This is a genomic window from Comamonas thiooxydans, from assembly GCF_000964545.1.
Lineage (GTDB): Bacteria > Pseudomonadota > Gammaproteobacteria > Burkholderiales > Burkholderiaceae_C > Comamonas > Comamonas thiooxydans.
Genome location: NZ_BBVD01000008.1, coordinates 45,905 through 65,429 on the forward strand (window position 1 = coordinate 45,905; position 19,525 = coordinate 65,429).

Here is a 19,525-nt window from a genome sequence, read left to right on the forward strand (position 1 = left end):
ACATTGTTGGCCTGTTTGTTTTAGCTGAAAAGCCTTCTGGCAAGAAGTGAGCCGGCCGACAGCTCTGCGCTGTCGAGCTTGTCGTAGAGCAGCTCCAGGTCATGCTGAATCGGGTCCAGTGCCGAAACCGGCAGCAGATAGCCGTTCTGGTCGCAGAGCACGCCATCCATGGTCTGGCACAGTTGCTCCGCCACCTGACGCAGGCGCGCAAACGGCTGCTGTCCACGCGGCACCTGGGCCACATCCAGGCTGAGCAGGAATTCGCGCACGACGGACTGATCCAGATCATCGCCCATGGCGGCCTGGGGGTCGTAGTTCAGCACCAGCACCGGAGGCAGGCCCTGGATGGGGGAGGCAAGCACCATGCGGCCCGGCATGGGCGTGATGACAAAGCCCAGGCGCTGGGCATTTTGCTGGACATAACCAGCACTCCAGGACGCCTGACGCGCACGCAGCATAAAGCTCAGCTGCGCATCGTGCTCGCTGGCGAACTGATCGAGCTCGCGTGCACGCGAGACCTCGTTGAGCATATTGGGCACGTCGGCCATGGCGCCCAGCGCATCGGCGAAGCGCTGCACCTTGGTGACGAACTCCGAAAACTCGATCTCGTTGAGGGCACCGGTACGGTTGGCCAGCTGAACACCGGCCTGAAAGCCCAGATAGCGCTGGCCGGTCTGCAACGGCTCCCACTGCTTGCTGTCCTGGTTCATGCCTTCAATGGCAAAGGGCTTGTTGCCGGCACGGCGGGTACTGGGCTGGGCCTGCAAGGCCACTTCACCAGGAACAATCTGGGCCACGGTGATCGGAGCAATCGCATCGATCAGCGCATCCAGATGGCCGCGTCGCTCCACTGACGGCGCGGGAGGAATCGAAGCGGCCAGAGGAGCATCCGTCAACACGGGCTCCACAGCCTGCGCGGCCTGCTCGGTCACTGCTGCAATGGCTGCATCCGTGCCCTGAGCGTTCACCTCCTCCACAGCATGCGCAGCCTCGGTCGTCTCGGCCTTGTGCTGGGCGGCCGCCAGGGCTTCCTGACGCTGCGCTTCCTCATGGGCTTCGCGCGCCACCAGGCGGGCCAGTTCGGCATCGGCTTCGGCAAAGCGACCTGCGGATTCGGGCATCTGCAGGGGCTCGGTACCGGGAATGGCCTTGCCGAAATCCCCCAGCACGGGCTCATGCTGATATTTGGTCAGGTCCGCACCATGACCGACGGTGTTCATTCCGGGCTCAAGGCGCTGAGGATCTGTGCTTTCTTCCTCAGGCTCGGCCCGCTTGGGCGCATTGCGACGCGCAGTCCAGGAGTTGTAGGCAACGATCAGCGCCAACAGCACCACACCCAGGACGGCCAGACTGATTTGCAAGTTACTCATGTGAGAAAACGGTTCTTCAATAGGGGATGACCGGGCTCAGGATAGCTCAGCCATGGAGAGGGCGGACTCCATGTCCACCGCAACAATTCGTGAAACGCCCTGCTCCTGCATGGTCACACCAATCAGCTGCTCGGCCATCTCCATGGCGATCTTGTTGTGACTGATGAACAGGAACTGGGTTCCCTTGCTCATGCTGTAAACCAGCTTGGCATAACGTTCGGTATTGGCGTCGTCCAGCGGCGCATCCACCTCGTCAAGCAGACAGAATGGCGCCGGGTTGAGCTGGAAGATGGCAAACACCAGCGCAATCGCGGTCAGCGCCTTCTCGCCGCCCGAGAGCAGGTGAATGGTCTGGTTCTTCTTGCCGGGCGGCTGGGCAATCACCTGTACCCCGGCATCGAGAATCTCGTCGCCGGTGATCACCAGCTTGGCCTGACCGCCACCGAACAGCTCGGGAAACATGCGGCCAAAATGGCGATTGACGATGTCGAAGGTACCGGTCAGCAAATCCCGCGTCTCGGCATCGATCTTGCGAATGGCTTCTTCCAAGGTGTTCATGGCCTTGGTCAGATCATCCATCTGCGCATCAAGGAAGGTCTTGCGCTCACGCGCCAGGGTCAACTCATCCAGCGCGGCCAGATTCACGGCCCCCAGAGCCTGGATTTCGCGGTGCAGGCGGTCGATCTCACCCTGCAGGCCGTGCATGCGCACATTGCCTTCGGCAATCGACTGAGCCACAGCAGCCAGATCGGCCTCGGCTTCGGTCAGCAGATTGCTGTACTGCTCCAGACCCAGGCGCGCAGCCTGCTCCTTGAGCTGGAATTCTGTGATGCGCTGACGCAGCGGGTCCAGTGCCTTTTCCAGGCTCTGGCGGCGCTCGTCGCTGGCACGCAGCTTGTTGGTCAGATCCTCATATTCGCTGCGGCGCTCGGCGACGTCTTTTTCGCGCTGCATCTTCAGATCCAGCGCATCCTGTAAGCCGCCCTGCGCTGCGGCATCAGACAGTCTTGCCAGTTCGTCCTGAGCGCGTTGCTGCTCCTCGGCCAGGGACTTGGCCTGCTGGCTGGCGGTTTCGATGGTGCGCGACAGCTCGGCGCGACGCGCGTGCAGCGTGCGCTGCGAGAAGGTCGCCTCCTGGGCCTGACGCTCCAGGCTGCGCAACTGCTCGCGGGATTCGTTCAGGCGGCGCTCGGCCTCCAGCACGCGATCTCCCAGCTGGGCATGGCGCTCCTGGCTGTCGGCCAGTTGCATGTCCAGCTCTTCAAAGCGGGCCTCGGCGGCGACCTTGCGCTCTTCGATATCGGAGAGCTGGGTTTCGACTTCGGACAGATCCGCCGAAATTTGCGCATTGCGTGCGCGCGCCTGCTCGGCCAGTTGAGACAGGCGCAAGGTCTCGACCTGCAGCTCATGGGCACGGCTTTGCGACTCGCTCGCTTCGCGGCGTGCGGACACAAGACGCTGCGAGGCATCGGCGTAAGCGCTTTCGGCGCGTACCAAGGCCGAACGCGATTCATCGGCGATCAGCGCCTGGGCGCGGACCTCCTTTTCCAGGTGCTCGATTTCCTGCGCCCGCGCCAGCAGCCCCGATTGTTCGGAGTCCTGCGCATAAAAGGTCACGCTGTGCGCGGTCACCGCATGGCCGGTGGGCACATAAATGGTCTCGCCAGCCTGCAGATCGGCACGCTTGGCCAGGGCCTCGTCGAGCGTGGGCGCGGTATAGCAGCCCGTCAGCCAGTCCACCAGCACGGTGCGCAGGCCGGCGTCATTGATCTTGAGCAGATCGCTGAGACGCGCAAAGCGCGCAGCCGCAGGTGCACCCGCGGCCTGAGCCTGGCTGAAGAAGGCCAGCCGGGCCGGCGGAGCGTCCAGCCCCCCCGAGCCCAGAAAACCGCGCACCATGTCGAGGCGACCGACTTCCAGCGCACCCAGACGTTCGCGCAGTGCGGCTTCCAGCGCATTTTCCCAGCCCGACTCGATGGCTATGCGGCTCCACAGGCCTTGCATGCCGTCCAACCCATGCTTGGCCAGCCAGGGCTGAAGCTTGCCATCGGTCTTGACCTTTTCCTGCAAGGCCTTGAGCGCATCGAGCCGCGCCGACAGATCGGCGTGACGACTGTTTTCGGCATTCACGGCCTGCTGACGTGCGCGCCTATCCTCATCGAGTTGCGGCACGCTATCCTGCAACTCATTGAGGACGGCATCGGCCATCTCGGCCAGCTCCTGCGCCTCGGCCAGTTGCGCCTGCAAATTGTTCAGGCGCGCTTCGTCCGGCGTTTCCAGTGCATTGCGGTCGGCCCGCAAACGTTCGTAACGGGTTTCAAACTGGCGACGCTGCTCATCGAGACTGCGCTGCTCGGCGGCCAGCACCTGAATCTGCTGCTGCACCTGCACCACCGAGTTGCGCTGGTCTGCATCGGCTTTCTGCGCCTTATGCAGAGAATCTTCCAGATCGGGCAGGCGGGTGCTTTGCTCCTCGAGCTGGGCAGCCAGCATCTCGGCCTGCTCTTCGGCATCCATGCCCGCACCCTCGATGTTCTCGATCTCGCCCTGGGCCTCTTCGCTGCGGCTGCTCCACAGCAGCAGTTGCTCGGCCAGTTGCTGCAGACGCAGTTGCACGCGCTGGCGGCCTTCGACCACATAGCGGATTTCGGCCTCCAGCTTGCCGACCTCGGCCGTGGCTTCGTAGAGCTTGCTCTGAGCCTGATTGACCTGATCGCTGGCGTCGTAGTGCGACTGGCGCAGGGTCTCGAGTCCGCTCTCGTTGTTGCGGATATCGGCCATGCGCTCTTCGAGCTCGTTGACGACCTTGAGGCCTTCGACACGCACGCGGTCCTGCTCGGCCTCGGCATCGGCCCGCTTCATGAACCACAGTTGGTGCTGCTTGAGCGTGACCTGGGCGTTCAGGCCGTTGTACTTGGCCGCAACTTCGGCCTGCTTTTCCAGCTTGTCCAGATTGGCATTGAGCTCGCGCAGAATGTCTTCCACACGGGTGAGATTCTCGGTCGTGGCCGAGAGGCGGTTTTCCGTCTCACGACGACGCTCCTTGTACTTGGAAACCCCGGCCGCTTCTTCGAGGAACAGGCGCAGCTCTTCGGGGCGCGACTCGATGATGCGGCTGATCGTGCCCTGACCGATGATGGCGTAGGCACGCGGCCCCAGACCCGTACCCAGAAACACGTCCTGAACGTCGCGACGACGCACGGGCTGGTTGTTGATGAAGTAGCTGCTGTTGCCCTCGCGCGTGAGCACGCGCTTGACGGCGATTTCGCCGAACTGCCCCCACTGACCGCCCGCACGGTGGTCGCTGTTGTCGAAGGTCAGCTCCACACTGGCACGGCTGGACGGCTTGCGATGCGTGGTGCCGTTGAAGATCACGTCCTGCATGGACTCGCCACGCAGCTCGCTGGCCTTGCTCTCCCCAAGCACCCAGCGCACCGCATCCATGATGTTGGACTTGCCGCAACCGTTGGGCCCCACCACACCGACCATCTGCCCCGGCAGAATGAAATTGGTGGGCTCGGCAAAGGATTTGAAGCCGGAGAGCTTGATGGAGTTCAGGCGCACGGTGTCGGTGTCGGTCTAGAGGCTGGCCAGCAAAGGCTTGTGATTGGGAAAGAAAAACGGCAAAAGCGGTTGCACAAACGCAAAACTTGAAAAAGCCCTGTTCTTGCTCGCAACCGTCAACAGACGGGAATCATAACGCGGCCTGCCCCCTCGTCAGCCAAGATTGCTGCATACACGCAAACCATAGCTGCCTGCGCAGGATCGGCAAGGGATTGGGGCAGATTTTGATCGAGTAAGAGAGCAGCGGACGCCTCAGGTGCGCGGCTGAAAAGCAATCAGACCCGCACCCAGCAGACAGACGGCCACCCCTGCCATATCCCAGGCGCTGGGTTTGATGCCATCCACCAGCCACAGCCACAGAAGCGCCACGCTGATGTAGATGCCGCCGTAGGCCGCGTAGATACGACCCGATGCCGAGGGATGCAAAGTCAGCAGCCAGACAAACAAGGCCAGGCTGACCGCAGCGGGCAGCAGCAGCCAGGCGCTGCCGCCCTGCTTGAGCCAGAGCCAGGGCAGGTAGCAGCCCACAATCTCCGCCACTGCGGTCAAAACAAATAGCAACAGGGTCTTGATCTCAGGCAATTCAATCTCTCACACAGCGAAATGCGGGCATTGTAGAGAGCATGGACTGCCTCAACGCATGGACACCGGACTGAGAGCCGGCGTCAGAGATCCCGGCACATTGCCATTGGTGACCAGGCTCTCGAACTCGCTGACGGGCACGGGCGGACTCATCAGATAGCCCTGCCAGGCATAGCAGCGTATGCCTTCGAGAAAACGACACTGCGCCTGGGTCTCCACGCCTTCGGCGATCACATGCAGACTCAGGCTCTTGGCCAGAGCCACAATGGTGCGGGCAATGGCCGCGTCATTGGGATCGGTCAGCACGTCACGCACAAAACTGCGGTCGATCTTGAGCTGGTCCAGCGGCAGCCGTTTCAGATAGGACAGCGAGGAATAGCCGGTACCAAAATCGTCCAGCGAAAATCCGATGCCGTAGGACTTCAGACGCATCATCTTGGCGATGGTGTCGTCTACGTCGGAGACCAGCATGCCTTCGGTCAGCTCCAGCTTGAGCCGACGCGCATCGGCCCCATGCTCGGCCAGCGCCTTGAGCACCTGTTCGACAAATCCGCTCTGATGGAACTGCTTGGGGCTGACGTTAACCGAGAGCACCAGTTGCGCATAACGGGGGTGTTTGGCCCACGTCGCCAGTTGCTGGCAGGCGGCCTGCAGCACCCAGTCGCCCAGGGGCAGGATGACGCCTGTTTCCTCGGCCAGCGGAATGAAATGCGCAGGAGGGACAAAGCCTTTTTCAGGATGCTTCCAGCGCAGCAGACCTTCGGCGCCAATCACCTTGCCCATCTCCACCTGGGGTTGATAGAACAGCTCGAATTCACCGGCCTGCAGACCGGCACGCATGTCCTGCTCAAGCGTACGACGCTCCTGCAGCGCCGATTGCAGCTGGGGATCGAAGAAGCAACTGACATTGCGCCCCTGGCTCTTGGCCTGGTACATGGCCATTTCAGCGCGGCGCTGCACTTCTTCACCCGTCAGTTCTGGCTCGCCAAACAGGCTCAGGCCCATGCTGACGGTGATGGAGCGCGGAATGCCGCCGATTTCTATGGGCTCACGCAAACGGCTCAGCCACTGGTCGGCCTGCTGCTCCAGCCTGGCGGCAGCCGCCACGGAATCGCTGCCAAGGTCCTCGATCAGCAGCACAAAATCATCGCCGCCCTGACGAGCAATCGTGGCCCCTGAAGGAAGCAGACCACGGATGCGCTGACTCATCGACTGCAGCAGCAAATCGCCCTGATCCAGGCCATAGGTCTCGTTGAAGGCTTTGAAGTTGTCGATATCCAGCAGCACCACACCGCCAAAATGGGCCTTGCGTTGCGCCACAGCCAGAGCCTGTTGCAGCCGATCAGCCAGCAGGCGCCGGTTGGGCAGGCCAGTCAAGGCGTCGTAGAAGGCCAGACGGCGGACCTCCTGCTCGGCCGCCATGCGCTGGCTCTGATCCTGCAGCACCATCAAGCACCCTTCGGCTTGCAACACGGCACTGACCGCAACCGGGCGGCGCAGACCGTCTACCCCACTGAGCATCAATGTCTGCGCAGACACCGTGCAGGCCGACGCCTCGGTGGCGAGCTCGTCCCACTGGGCCTGCACATCGTCGACACGCTCGGATTGACGCAGCAGCAACGTCCGGCGGGCCTGAGCCTTGGCGACTTCCCAGCGCTGGATGACGCGCTCACGCTCAGCGGCATCGGGGAACATGCGCTCCCACCACTGCTGGGTTGATACGCCGGGCTTGCCCCCATGGCCGGCCAGACGCAGAAACTCTTCGTTCCAGTAGACCAGGCGCCCATCCAGATCCTCCATGACCAGACCCACCGGAAGTCTTTGCATGAGATTGCGCAACTGCTGATGACCCAGCCGCTCCATCTGCTCGAGGCGCTTGCGCCCGCCGATGTCCTGCACCAGCACCTGCAGGCGCCGCGATTCATGACGTCCGGTCAGAAACGCATTGAGTTCAACCCAGACTGGCGCACCCTCCCTGGAACGCAGACAGAACTCGCCCGCGTTGTGCTGGAACTGCTGCAAGTCCAGCCCTTCAAGCAGTTGCGCACAGTGCGCCTGGTCTTCGGGCATGACCAGCTCCAGCACGCTGCGTCTGTGAATCTCCTGGGCCTCATAGCCCAGCAACTGACAGAAATGCTGGTTGACCTTGAGTACGCTGCGCGTGGCGATATCAAGCTCGAGCACGCCCATGGCAGCCTGCTCGCACATGGCATGAAAACGCGCATCACTATCCTGCCTTGCCTGAGCACTGAACTTGAGGCGCCGGCTCCAGCTCCAGCGGCTTTGCCACCAGCCCGAGACCCAGGCTGCCAGCACCAGCCCCGCCAGCAGACCCAGGCCCAATACCAGCCAGGGCAGATACCTCTCAAACCTTCTCTGAGTGCTGAGTGCTGGCTTGAACTGCAGCGACCAGATGCGGTCATACACCTGTATCTGCCGCTCCAGCGGCTTGATCAAGGCAAATTCAGGATGGGTTTCCGCCTCCGCCCACAGCGAGCCAGTGAACAAGATCTCCGAGCCGCCAGCAAGCATCGACAGCGGCGTGGTCAGTCTCCTGTGGTCCCCACCGGCCTTTGGCGATGGGTCGGCTGGGCTGAGATCCACCAGCTTGAAGGCGACCTGAGGGTAGAGGTTGGCCGGAACCAGCCCCCTCGCAAATTCGCCCAGACGGATCCGGGCATTGAGCGTCCCGAGCGGCTTTACTGAAGATTTGGCGGCGCCGCCCTCCTCTGCTGCAGCCCACAACGGAGCCCGCAACACCACGCCCTTGGGACTATCGGGCAGTTGCAGAAAGCGAAATGGAGCCGACATCGACATCTGGCGAGAGTTCCACGCCTGCATCAAGGAATGAAATGCCGCCGCCGGCTGACGCGCGTTGCTTCCCGCCAGTGCCTCGTTGCCTATCAGCGGCCAGACGTAGGAAACCTCGAAGGCCTGTGAATCACGCGCAAGATCGGTGTGCTGCTCCGCAGTCAGCGCACGGGTCAGACTCAGGGCCTGCAGCCCCACCAGACTATCCTGACTGAGCAGAGCATGGGCATGCTGGGCAAACACCTGCTGGCCCGCATCCGCATTGCTGGCCATTTGCTCGGCGAGCTTGACGAGCAGACGGTCATAGCTGCCCAGGCGTTGCTCCAGAGCTCGCGTCGCCATATCGGCACTGAGCTGCAAGCGCTGTTGCATGCGCGACTCCTGGCGTTGATGGAGCATCCAGCCCCCCAAACTGCCACAGGAAATTCCAAAACCCAATGCCAGCAGCGCCAACCAAGGTTTACGCACTTTCATCACTGGCTGCGTTGCGAATTGCGACATGCAAAAGACACAAGATTCCTGAGTTGCGAGGCGGCTCCAGTCGACAGTGGCACCTTGCAGCAAAGGCTGCAGCACCATGAGCCAACATGAGGAGCGACATAGTTTGTAGGAGCAAACCTACATCCAAAGAACATTCACACCAAGTGATTACCCTGAAAGCCTTGGCATGATTGCGTCTAGATTTAGATCAAATCATAGGCATAAGCTTGTATATCCATTACAAAGCGCTGCAAAATCAAGAGCAACCTCAGGTCGCAAAATTGACAAATGTCAATATTTGTCGGAGCTTAGTCCCATTCAGGCCGCATCACAAACCACGACAGCCCGTATCTTTTTAGCAACAATCAAGCAGAACCACAGCGCTGTACCCGGTTATTCCCGCCTGCAAGCGCCTGCGGTTTGTCCACCGGCAATAAAGCAACCATGTCACAACGCACGACCCTGCTGATCGTCTACCACTCACTGACCGGCGGCACGCTCCAGATGGTTGAAGCGGCCAGCACCGGCGCCCGGCAGGAGGAATCCGTCGAGGTCCGCGTGCTGCATGCCTCCCAGGCCGGCCCGCAAGACCTGCTGCAAGCTCAGGGCTATCTGTTTGCCACGCCGGAGAATCTGGCCGCCATCAGCGGTCTGATGAAGGATTTCTTCGATCGAAGCTATTACGGCGTGCTCGACCGAATACAGGGCCGCCCCTATGCCAGTTTGGTCTGCGCCGGCAGCGACGGTCATAACGCAGCAAGGCAGATGGAACGCATTGCCACCGGCTGGCGCCTGAAGGCCGTGGCAGAACCGCTCATCATCTGCACCCATGCCCAGACGCCGGAGGCCATACTCGCCCCCAAACAGATACCGGCCGCCGATTTGCAGCGCTGCGAAGAATTGGGGCAATCGCTGGCCACGGGACTGGCCTTGGGCATTTTTTAGAAAAACAAGGGTTTGCCCGCATCATTCCGGGCAGGACAGGCTCCATACAAAGGCAAGAATGGAGCCTTCGAATCGAGTTGTATAAATGTGCCATCATTGCTCGCGCATGCTTTGCCCCCGAAGCGCGCTCCCAAGCAGGCATAGTCTGCGACTTCACCAGCTCTTGCGTCCATGATTGAACCAGACACCGAACGCCCCAAGCGCACGCCACGCGGCCCCAGTCCGCAAAAGACCCAGGCCACACGCCGCTCCATCGTGGCGGCTGCGTTTGCAGAATTTCTGGAACACGGCTATGCGCGTGGCACCACGGCGTCGGTTGCACAGCGCGCAGGACTGTCCAAGGTCACGCTGTTTCGCTATTTCGACAGCAAGGAAGCCCTGTTCGAGGCCGTGATCCAGACACATATCGCCTCGGCCGCCGTGGCCTTGCAGTCCAGCCCCATGCACGAGCATGAATCCGTGGGCGAGTATCTGCTGCGCACAGTGGGAGCCGCGGCGGAAGTCATAGACAGCAGCGGCCGCTCCGCAACGGCCAGGCTGGTCGTCGCCGAAGGCCTGGAATTTCCACTGCTGGCGCAGATGTATCGTCGTTACGTGCACGATGCCTTGCTCGAGCATTTCACCCGGCTCGCGCAGCTGGCCGCCAAACGCGGCGAACTCAAGGCGCCGGAGCTGGTGCAGCACCCCGAATTGCTGCTTGCGCCGCTGTGGCTGGCCATGATGAACAACACCGTCATCCATCCCGAAGTGCCCATGAATGCCGGAACCCTGTTCCGGCTTCAGGTGGCTCTGCTGTTCAAGATGCCTTGAGTGTTGGCGCGTTGAAAATTCAATGAAATCCGACTCAATCGCTTACTGGTAAAGCGTGAGAAGCTATCAAAAACAAAGCCGCAGTTCGAAAGACTGCGGCTTTGTTCATCGGGCGAGTTCGTCCATCAACCCTGCTGTGCGGCCTCTTTTTCTCCACCCAGTGCCTTCCACAAGGTCACGCGGTTGAGCTGCTCCGACAGGCGCAGGCCTATCAAGGTCTGCTGCGCGGTATAGAGGCTGCGCTGCGCATCCAGCACCGTCAGATAGTTATCCACGCCGGCCTTGAAGCGAGCGTTCGACAAATCGAAGGCTTTCTGCGTATTGGCCACCATGCTGGTCTGGGCCGCCAGCCGCTCACCCCACTGGGCTCGGTCGGCCAGCACATCCGCCACCTCCTTGAAGGCTGTCTGCACGGACTTCTCGTACTGACTCAGTGCAATGCGCTGATTGCTTTCGGCCACCTGTACATTGGCGCGGTTGCGCCCGCCATCAAAAATCGGCAGCTTGACCAGAGGGATGAAACTCCAGGTGCTGTTGTTGTTGCCGAACAAACGGTCCAGCTCGTTGCTGCCGGTACCGACACTGCCGGTGAGCGTGATGCTGGGAAACAGCGCCGCTCTGGCTGCGCCGATATTGGCGTTCATGGCCTGCAGATTGCGCTCGGCGGCCTGTACATCGGGACGCTTGAGCAGTACCGATGATGGCAGGGGTACGGGAACGGCCTTGAGAGCCGCCGTGTCTGCCGCGCCCGCCAGGGTCTGCGCAGTGGGCAGCAGTTGCACGGGCACCGCGCCCCCCACCAGCAGTTGCAGGGCATTGCGGTCCCTGTCGACCTGGGAGGTGTAGCTGGCCACATCGCCGCGCGCCGTATCGACCGTGGTCTGGTTCTGGGCCAGCACCAGGCCGGAGGTCGAGCCCAGCTCATGCATGCGCCGTGTCAGCTCGAAAGCCTTGATGCGGCTGTCCAGCGTGTCCCTGGCCAGTTGCAGGCGCGCCTGATCGGCCGCCAGTGTCAGCCAGGCATTGGCGACATCAGCCACCAGGCCGATCTGCACATTGCGCCGGTTATCCTGGCTTTGCAAAAACTGCTGCAACGAGGCTTCGCTCAGATTGCGGATGCGCCCCCACAGGTCCAGCTCGTAGCTGGCGAAACCCAGCTGGGCCGTGTATTGCTCGGTGATGCTGGAGCGCCCTGCCGTCGTCAGATCCCCTGCGGTGCGCGTGCGATTGCTCTGTGCCTGGGCCGTGATGCCCGGCAGCAGATCGGCTCTGGTGATGCCGTACTGGGCCCGGGCCTTCTCGATGTTCTCCAGCGCGACACGTAGATCGCGATTGTTGCTCAGCGCCAGCGCCACCACCTCGCGCAGCTGCGGCGACTGCAACCATTGCAGCGCCTGGGCCTGTTGCAGCGCCGCCTCGCTGGCCTGGGCCGGCGCGGCGTTGCCGGACACGGTCTCTGGCACGGGCAGATCAGGCGTTTTATAGGCCGGAGCCAGGTTGCAGCCCGCCAGCAAGGCCGTCACTGCGGCGGCCGCCATGGTCGAAAATTTCATGCTCGGGCGCCTCATGCCGCGCTCTCCTTGTTGACGTCAGCCGCCTCATCGCTGCGCGAGCGGCTCTTGAACCAGCTGCGAACCAGCAGGAAGAACACCGGCACGAGGAAGATACCCAGCACCGTCGATGCCACCATGCCGCCCAGCACGGCCGTGCCGATGGCATTGCGACCACCAGCGCCAGCGCCGGTGCCGATGGCCAGCGGGATCACGCCGAAACCAAAGGCCAGAGAAGTCATCAGGATGGGACGCAGACGCAGACGCACGGCTTCCACCGTCGCATCGAACAGCTTCTTGCCCTGCTCCTGCAACTGCACGGCAAACTCCACAATCAGGATCGCGTTCTTTGCCGCAAGACCCACGGTGGTGAGCAGACCGACCTGGAAATACACGTCGTTGGTCAGGCCACGGGTATAGGTCGCCAGCAGCGCGCCCACCACACCCAGCGGCACGGCCAGCATCACCGACAGCGGCACCGTCCAGCTTTCATAGAGTGCGGCCAGGCACAGGAAGACGAACAGAATCGAGATGGCATACAGCATGGGCGCCTGCGCACCGGACTGGCGCTCCTGCAGAGAAGCGCCCGTCCATTCGTAGGCAATGCCGTTGGGCAGCTTCTTCAAGATATCTTCCACCGTCTCCATGGCTGTGCCCGAGCTGATGCCGGCTGCGGCACGGCCTTCGAACTCATAGGCCGGGCTGCCGTTATAGCGCAGCAGCTGGGGCGAGCCGTAGGCCCAGTAGCTTTTGGAGAAGGCTCCGAAAGGCACCATCTCGCCCTTGTTGTTGCGCACCGTCCATTTGGCGATATCGGTGGGCAGCATGCGGTACTGGGCATCGCCCATGATGTAGACACGCTTGACGCGACCATTGTTCAAGAAGTCGTTCACATAGGTGCCACCCATGGCGCTGGAGAGCACGCTGTTGATGTCGCTGTACGCCAGCCCCAGCGCGGCGGCCTTGCGGTCATCCACATCCACGCGCAGCTCGCTGGCGTCTTCCAGATTGGTGGTGCGCACGGCAGTCAGCAGATTGTTGGCGCGCATTTCGCCAAGCACCTGATCACGCGCGGCGAGCAGTGCTTCATGGCCCACACCATTGATGTCCTTGATCATGAAGTTGTAGCCCGAACTCGAACCCAGGCCGCGCACTGCAGGCGGCAGCACCACTTGCACGCGTGCATCGCGGATGCTGGCCAGTTCCCTGGTCGCCTTGTTTGCAATGGCCGCGGCCGATTGAGAAGGCAGCGGGCGCATGCTCCAGGGCTTCAGACGGATGAAGCCGCGCGCCGAACTCTGGTCGCCGTTGAGACCGGACACCTGGTTGAAGCTGATCACATCCGGCTGCTTGGCCAGGTACTCGCGCACCTCGTCCAGCACTTCCTGAAGACGGGCATTCGAAGCACCGGAAGGCAGGTTCACGTTGACGTAGACAAACCCCTGGTCCTCATCGGGCAGAAAGGAAGTGGGCAGCTTGGCCATCAGCAGCCAGACCGCAGCCAGCACAGCCAGGAAGATCAGCATCATGCGCTTGGCCCGGCCCAGGCTGAAGGCCACGGTGCTTTGGTAGCGATTGGCGGCGGCATCGAAATTGCGGTTGAACCAGCGGAAGAACCGGTCGTTGATGCCCAGCACCCCGGAGCGTATGGGACGCTCATGGCCGTCGCCATGGCTGCGATCCGGTGCCTTGAGAAGCGTCGCGCACAGCGCCGGTGTCAGCGTCAGGGCCACAAACACGGACAGCGCCATGGCCGCCACGATGGTGATGGAGAACTGGCGATAGATCACACCCGTGGAGCCGCCAAAGAAGGCCATGGGCACAAACACCGCCGACAGCGTGACCCCGATGCCGACCAGCGCAGGCGTGATTTCCTTCATGGACTGGCGCGTCGCCTCCTTGGGAGACTTGCCCGTCTCGTGCATCACCCGCTCCACGTTTTCGACCACCACGATGGCATCGTCCACCAGCAGGCCGATGGCCAGCACCATGGCAAACATGGTCAGGGTATTGATGGAGAAGCCCGCGACGGACAGCACGCCGAAGGTGCCCAGCAGCACCACCGGCACGGCAATGGCGGGAATCAGCGTGGCGCGGAAGTTCTGCAGGAACACGAACATCACGATCACCACCAGCACCATGGCCTCGCCCAGCGCATGCACCACTTCGCTGATCGAGGCCCGCACGAAGGGCGTGGAGTCCGAGCTCACGAAATAGTCGATCTGATTGGGAAAGAAGGGCTTGAGCTCGGCCAGCTTGGCCGCCACGGCATCCGACACCGCCATGGCGTTGGCACCATCGGCCAGGATGATGCCCATGCCTGCGCCCGGCATGCCATTGAGTTTGGCCTGGATGGACAGATTGTCGGCCCCCAGTTCCACCCGGGCCACGTCCTTGATGGTGACGACAGAGCCGTCATTCGAGGATTTGAGCACGATGCCCTCGAACTGCTCCACGGTCTTGAGCTTGGTGCGCGCCGTGATGGTGGCGTTCAGCTGCTGGTTCTGCACCGCAGGCAAGGCCCCCAGCTGGCCCGCCGAGACCTGGGCATTTTGCGCGTTGAGCGCGCTGCTCAGATCGGAGGGGATCAGCCCGTACTTCTCCATCTTGGCGGGGTCCATCCAGATGCGCATGGCATAGGGCGTGCCGAAGACGTTGATGTCGCCGACGCCTTCGATGCGACCGATGATGTCCACCAGATTGCTGTTGATGTAGTCGCCGATGTCCACTGCGGTCACATCTTCATCGGGCGAATAGAAGCTGTAGGTGACCAGAAAATCCTGGCCGCCCTTGTTGATGAATACGCCACGCGTCTTCACGGAGTCCGGCAGGCGGTTGACCGCGCCCTGGATCTTGTTTTGCACCTGCACCTGGGCCACGTCGACATTGGTGCCCGGAGCAAAGGTCAGCGTGATGCGAGCCTGACCGGAGGCATTGCTGGTCGAGCTCATATAGAGCATGTTGTCGATGCCCTTGATCTGCTGCTCGATGATCTGCGTCACCGAGTTTTCGACCGTCTCGGCCGAAGCGCCCGTGTACTGGGCGCCGATGGTCACGCGGGGAGGAGCGATCTCGGGGTACTGCTCCAGCGGCAGCAGCTTGATCGACAAAGCCCCGGCCAGCATGATGATGATGGCGATGACCCACGCAAAGATGGGCCGGTTGATGAAGAACTGAGCCATGTGTGTCGCCTGCCTTGCTTACTTCTTGGCAGGTGCATCGGCAGCGGCCTGCACGGGCGGCTCGCCCCGCTGGCTCTTGCGCTCGGCCTTGGCCTTCAGATCCACCTCCACGGTCTGAACCTTGTCGCCGGGCTTGATGCGCTGAAAGCCATCCACCATCACACGCTCGCCTGCTTTCAGGCCCGTCTTGAGCAACCAGAAAGCGCCCACGGCGCGGTCCAGTTCCACATCGCGCTTTTCAACCACATCGCCGTCCTTGACGACCATGACGTTGGCACGCCCGGTCAGATCGCGGGTCACCGACTGCTGCGGCACCAGCAATGCATCGGGTGCCAGAGCCGTTGGCAGCAAGGCCTTCACATACATGCCGGGCATGAGCATGCCGTCGGGATTGGGCACCTCGGCGCGCAAGGTCAGTGTGCCGGTCGTGTCGTTGACGATCACGCCCGCAAAGGCCAGCTTGCCCTGATGCGGGTAGTCGCTGCCGTCATCGAGCTGGATGCGCACGGGAATCTTGTTGCCTTCCACTTTCTGGTAGCGGCCGGAATCCAGATCGCGCTTGAGCTGCATCAGATCGGTGCTGGACTGGGTGAAGTCCACATACATGGGGTCCAGCCGCACGATGGTGGTGAGCGCCGTGGCCTGATTGGCCGTGACCAGCGCACCGGGCGTGACGGCAGACAGCGCGATGCGACCGCCGATAGGGGCTTCGATTCGGCTGTACTTGAGATTGATGCGTGCGGTTTCCAGATTCGCCTTGGCCACGGCCACATCCGATGCGGACTGGGCCGCCGCCGCCTGGCTTTCGTCAAACGCCTGTTTGCTGATCGCGTCGATCTTGACCAGCTCGGCATTGCGCCGTGCCGTTGCAGCCAGCGTACGCTGGCTGGCTTCGGCCTTGGCCACGGCAGCCGCAGCGCTGGCCTCGGCAGCCTTCAACGATGCGGCGTCGATCTGATAGAGCTGCTGGCCCTGTTTGACCAGCGCACCTTCGGTGAACAAGCGCTGCTGAATGATGCCCGAGACCTGGGGACGCACTTCGGCCGTCATGAAGGCACGGGTGCGCCCCGGCAGGCTGGCATCCAGCTGCTGGCTTTGCGACTGCAAGGTAACCACGCCGACCTTGGGCTCGGACTTGGGCGGGCCTTTTTGCTCCGCCTCGGGCTTGGAGCAGCCCGCCAGCGCAGCGGCAATCAGCATGGCTCCCACAGCCAGAGTCCAGCGCTGCTGGCGATGACCTTGCTGGCTTGCTCTGGGAAGGCAAGAAAAATGCGCCTCTCGGCGCGGGCTCAGCGAAGCGGGCTGGTCAATCTTCATACGTGGAGCGGTCTGAACTAAAGAACTTGTCAACATTGTGCGCCGACAATATTAATAAAATGTAAAGCAGCCAAAGGCGCAATGACATGCCGGCAATCACCCGCTTGCCATTCTCCTGTCATGCGGGCATGCGGCGTCGCAGCGGTCTCTGGCTTGAGACACCACTGTAGAAAACCTTGGCAGCAAGGCTCCTCGTCATAACGGACTAGAGCCAGAACCCGCAAAACCCCGGAATCGGCAACTGGCTGCGCTCTCTATATCAGGACAGAAACCGCTTTTGCTGCCAATCAATGCTGCTGCTTGCCCGGACGTACGCGCAAGATGCTGAAAACTCCGGCCAGCGCTGCAAAACAGCCGGCCACAGCCAGCGCCAGCAGTTCAGCATTGCCACCATGCCCGCCCGAGATGGCAAAGATGGTGGCCAACACCACGGCTCCCAGTGTCTGACCTGTCATGCGGGCAGAACTCAGCATGCCGCCCGCCGCGCCGCTGCGCGACATGGGAGCCGAGGTGACGATGGTGTGATTGTTGGGCGACTGATAAAGCGCGAAACCGCTGCCCGCCAGCAGCATGCGCCAGACCATGTCCCAGTGCGCCACATCGACCGGCATGGCCGCCAGCAGCCACAGCCCGCAGGCAAACATGGCCATGCCGATGCCGCCCAGCAGCCCGTCGGGATACTTGCCGATCAGGCGCCCGGCCACCGGCGCCGTCAGCACGGTGGCCAGCGGCCAGGCCGTGATCAGCATGCCTGCCTCCATGGGTGACAGACCGCGCGCCTCCAGCAGCAGGAATGGCAGGGCCAGATAGGACAGCATCTGCGCGCAGAAGGCAGAGACCGAGCCGCACATCGACAGCCGGAACACGGGAATGCGCATCAGATCGACCGGAAACAAGGGAGCCGCCTTGTGCCACTGACGGCGCAGATAGACGTAGCCGACCACCAGCCCGGCGCCCAGCAGCCACCAGCCCGAAGGCATCAGCGGGCTGCCCGCAGCGCCCTGATCCTGCCCCATGCGCACGCCCAGTTGCTCACCGCCCAGAAAAAGCAGGGTGAACATCAGAATATTGAGCAAAACGTCAAGCGCCGCTATCGGCTCGCCATCCTTGCGCACCATGGGGTTGGCCGGCAGCGCCTTGCGCCCCATCCACAAGGTCATCAAGCCCAGCGGCACATTGATGGCGAACAGCCAGGGCCAGCTGGCAACCGACAGGATGGCAGCGGCCACCGAAGGCCCGGCCATGGACGAGGTCGCCACCACCAGCGAGTTGATGGCCATGCCGCGTCCCAGCATGGCGCGCGGATAGGTCAAGCGCACCAGCGCTGCATTCACGCTCATGATGCCCGCCGCACCCATGCCTTGAAACACGCGCGCTGCAATCAACGTGCTCAGCGAGCTGGCCAGCGTGGCCGCCACCGAGGCAATGACAAACACCGTCATGCCCAGCAGATAGATGCGCCGATAACCCAGGCGCTCGCCCAGGGCTGCCAGCGGCAGCAGCAGCACCAGGCCGGCGAGCTGATAGGCGTTGACCACCCATAGCGTCAGGGCCGAGCTGGCCTGCAACTCGCGCGCAATGGCGGGCAAGGCCAGATTGACGATGCTGCTGTCCAGCACCGACAGCGTCAGTCCCAGAATGATGACCAGCATGGCGCGGCCACGCGCACCGTCAGGCAGGCCATCGTAGGCAGGGGAAGCTTGAGCAGTGCTCTCAGTCATGGGCGACTCGGTGCACACGGCCCAGCGTGATCCAGGTCAGCGCCACACCCACCAGTGCCCCTGTCGCCATGCCCACCACCATGGGCAGAGGCTTGCCGTTGGAAAAATGCCCCACGATCTGCATGGCGGCCGCGCCGCTCAGCATCTGCAGCGTTCCCAGCAAGGCAGAGGCCGTGCCCGCAATCTCGCCATGCTCTTCCAGGGCCAGCACCGAGGTCGTGGGAATCACCAGGCCCATGAAGGCGCTGGCAATGAAGTACAGCACGATCAGCACCGCCAGCTTCTCACCGCCCAGCAGGTAATAGAGCAGCAATGCGGCCATGGTCAGGCCCGAAGCAGAAGCCGCAGCCTTGACCACATTGACCAGGCCAAAGCGCTGGCCCAGCCGCCCCGTCAGCTGCGCCGCGCCGATAAAGGCGATGGAGTTCAGCGCGAACGCCATGCTGTACTGGGTGGACGAGAGACCGTAGTAGTTGATGAGCACAAAGGGCGAGCCCGCCAGGTAGACGAAAAAGCCCGCCATGGCGCAGCCGCCGATGAACACCAGGCCCAGGTAGTGCCAGTCACGCAACAGGACCAGATAGGCCTTGAGCGCACCGCCAAGGCTGCTGTCCAGCCGCGCCTCGGCCGTGCGGGTCTCTTCCACGCCGCGCCACGTGGCAACCAGGCCCAGCACGGCTGCGCCCGCCACCACCCAGAACACGGCACGCCAGCCAGCCAGGGCAATCACGCCGCTGCCGGCCAGAGGCGCCAGAATCGGCGAGACGCTGAACACCAGCATCAGCAGCGACATCATGCGCGCGGCAGCATGGCCGGTATGTAGATCACGCACCACGGCACGCGGCACGGCCATGCAGGCCGCAGCGCCCAGGCCCTGCACAAAGCGAAACGCCACCAATGTCTCGATATTCGGAGCCAGCGCGCATCCCACGCTGGCTGCGGCAAAGACCGTCAGACCAAAGTACAGCGGCGGCTTGCGGCCCAGCATGTCGGAGACCGGCCCATAGAGCAGCTGGCCCACACCAATGGAGAGAAAGAACGCGGTCAGACTGGCTTGCACGGCCCCAACCTGGGCATCCAGGCTGGCGCCGATCTGGGGCAAGGCCGGCAGATACATATCGATGGCGAAAGGCCCGATGGCCGACAACAGGCCCAGGATCAGAACCAGACGCAGGGAAACAGAAGCTTGCATA

General features: G+C 62.4%; 11 protein-coding genes. 2 read left to right on the forward strand and 9 right to left on the reverse strand.

Translation table 11 applies throughout. From position 1 onward, the window contains the following. Window positions 1–20: 20 nt before the first annotated feature. From Cth01_RS13645 to Cth01_RS13660, 4 genes are all read right to left on the reverse strand, one after another. A complete protein-coding gene (locus Cth01_RS13645; protein WP_034354132.1) occupies window positions 21–1,370 on the reverse strand; it encodes a cell division protein FtsZ in 1,350 nt (449 codons plus the stop codon). Window positions 1,371–1,406: 36 nt separating this feature from the next. Beyond that, window positions 1,407–4,934, reverse strand: coding sequence for a chromosome segregation protein SMC (gene smc, locus Cth01_RS13650; RefSeq protein ID WP_034354136.1), 3,528 nt, complete (start codon window positions 4,932–4,934; stop codon window positions 1,407–1,409). A gap of 252 nt (window positions 4,935–5,186) precedes the next feature. Next, on the reverse strand, window positions 5,187–5,516 hold the full coding sequence (locus tag Cth01_RS13655) for a YnfA family protein (protein WP_034354139.1): 330 nt from the start codon (window positions 5,514–5,516) through the stop codon (window positions 5,187–5,189). Between the two features lie 51 nt (window positions 5,517–5,567). Further along, window positions 5,568–8,699: a bifunctional diguanylate cyclase/phosphodiesterase gene (locus Cth01_RS13660; RefSeq protein ID WP_045839610.1), complete on the reverse strand. Its 3,132-nt coding sequence runs from the start codon at window positions 8,697–8,699 to the stop codon at window positions 5,568–5,570. Between the two features lie 552 nt (window positions 8,700–9,251). Between Cth01_RS13660 and Cth01_RS13665 the strand changes: the two genes are divergently transcribed. Further along, on the forward strand, window positions 9,252–9,752 hold the full coding sequence (locus Cth01_RS13665) for a flavodoxin family protein (RefSeq protein WP_034380827.1): 501 nt from the start codon (window positions 9,252–9,254) through the stop codon (window positions 9,750–9,752). A 171-nt stretch (window positions 9,753–9,923) separates the two neighbouring features. Continuing rightward, window positions 9,924–10,562, forward strand: a complete 639-nt coding sequence (locus Cth01_RS13670) for a TetR/AcrR family transcriptional regulator (RefSeq protein WP_034354146.1) — start codon at window positions 9,924–9,926, stop codon at window positions 10,560–10,562. Between the two features lie 125 nt (window positions 10,563–10,687). On the opposite strand, the gene Cth01_RS13675 is transcribed toward Cth01_RS13670, so the two are convergent. From Cth01_RS13675 to Cth01_RS13695, 5 genes are all read right to left on the reverse strand, one after another. Beyond that, window positions 10,688–12,130, reverse strand: coding sequence for an efflux transporter outer membrane subunit (locus Cth01_RS13675; RefSeq protein ID WP_045839464.1), 1,443 nt, complete (start codon window positions 12,128–12,130; stop codon window positions 10,688–10,690). After that, window positions 12,127–15,294, reverse strand: a complete 3,168-nt coding sequence (locus tag Cth01_RS13680; RefSeq protein ID WP_034354150.1) for an efflux RND transporter permease subunit — start codon at window positions 15,292–15,294, stop codon at window positions 12,127–12,129. The genes Cth01_RS13675 and Cth01_RS13680 overlap by 4 nt, the downstream gene beginning before the upstream one ends. Window positions 15,295–15,312: 18 nt before the next feature. Then, the gene (locus tag Cth01_RS13685) at window positions 15,313–16,611 is read right to left on the reverse strand and encodes an efflux RND transporter periplasmic adaptor subunit (RefSeq protein WP_034354154.1); all 1,299 of its coding nucleotides are present in this window, start codon (window positions 16,609–16,611) and stop codon (window positions 15,313–15,315) included. A gap of 287 nt (window positions 16,612–16,898) precedes the next feature. Further along, complete coding sequence (locus tag Cth01_RS13690; protein WP_045839465.1) at window positions 16,899–18,332, reverse strand: MFS transporter; 1,434 nt, start codon at window positions 18,330–18,332, stop codon at window positions 16,899–16,901. Then, a complete protein-coding gene (locus Cth01_RS13695) occupies window positions 18,325–19,524 on the reverse strand; it encodes a multidrug effflux MFS transporter (RefSeq protein ID WP_034380836.1) in 1,200 nt (399 codons plus the stop codon). The genes Cth01_RS13690 and Cth01_RS13695 overlap by 8 nt, the downstream gene beginning before the upstream one ends. Window position 19,525: the final 1 nt, after the last annotated feature.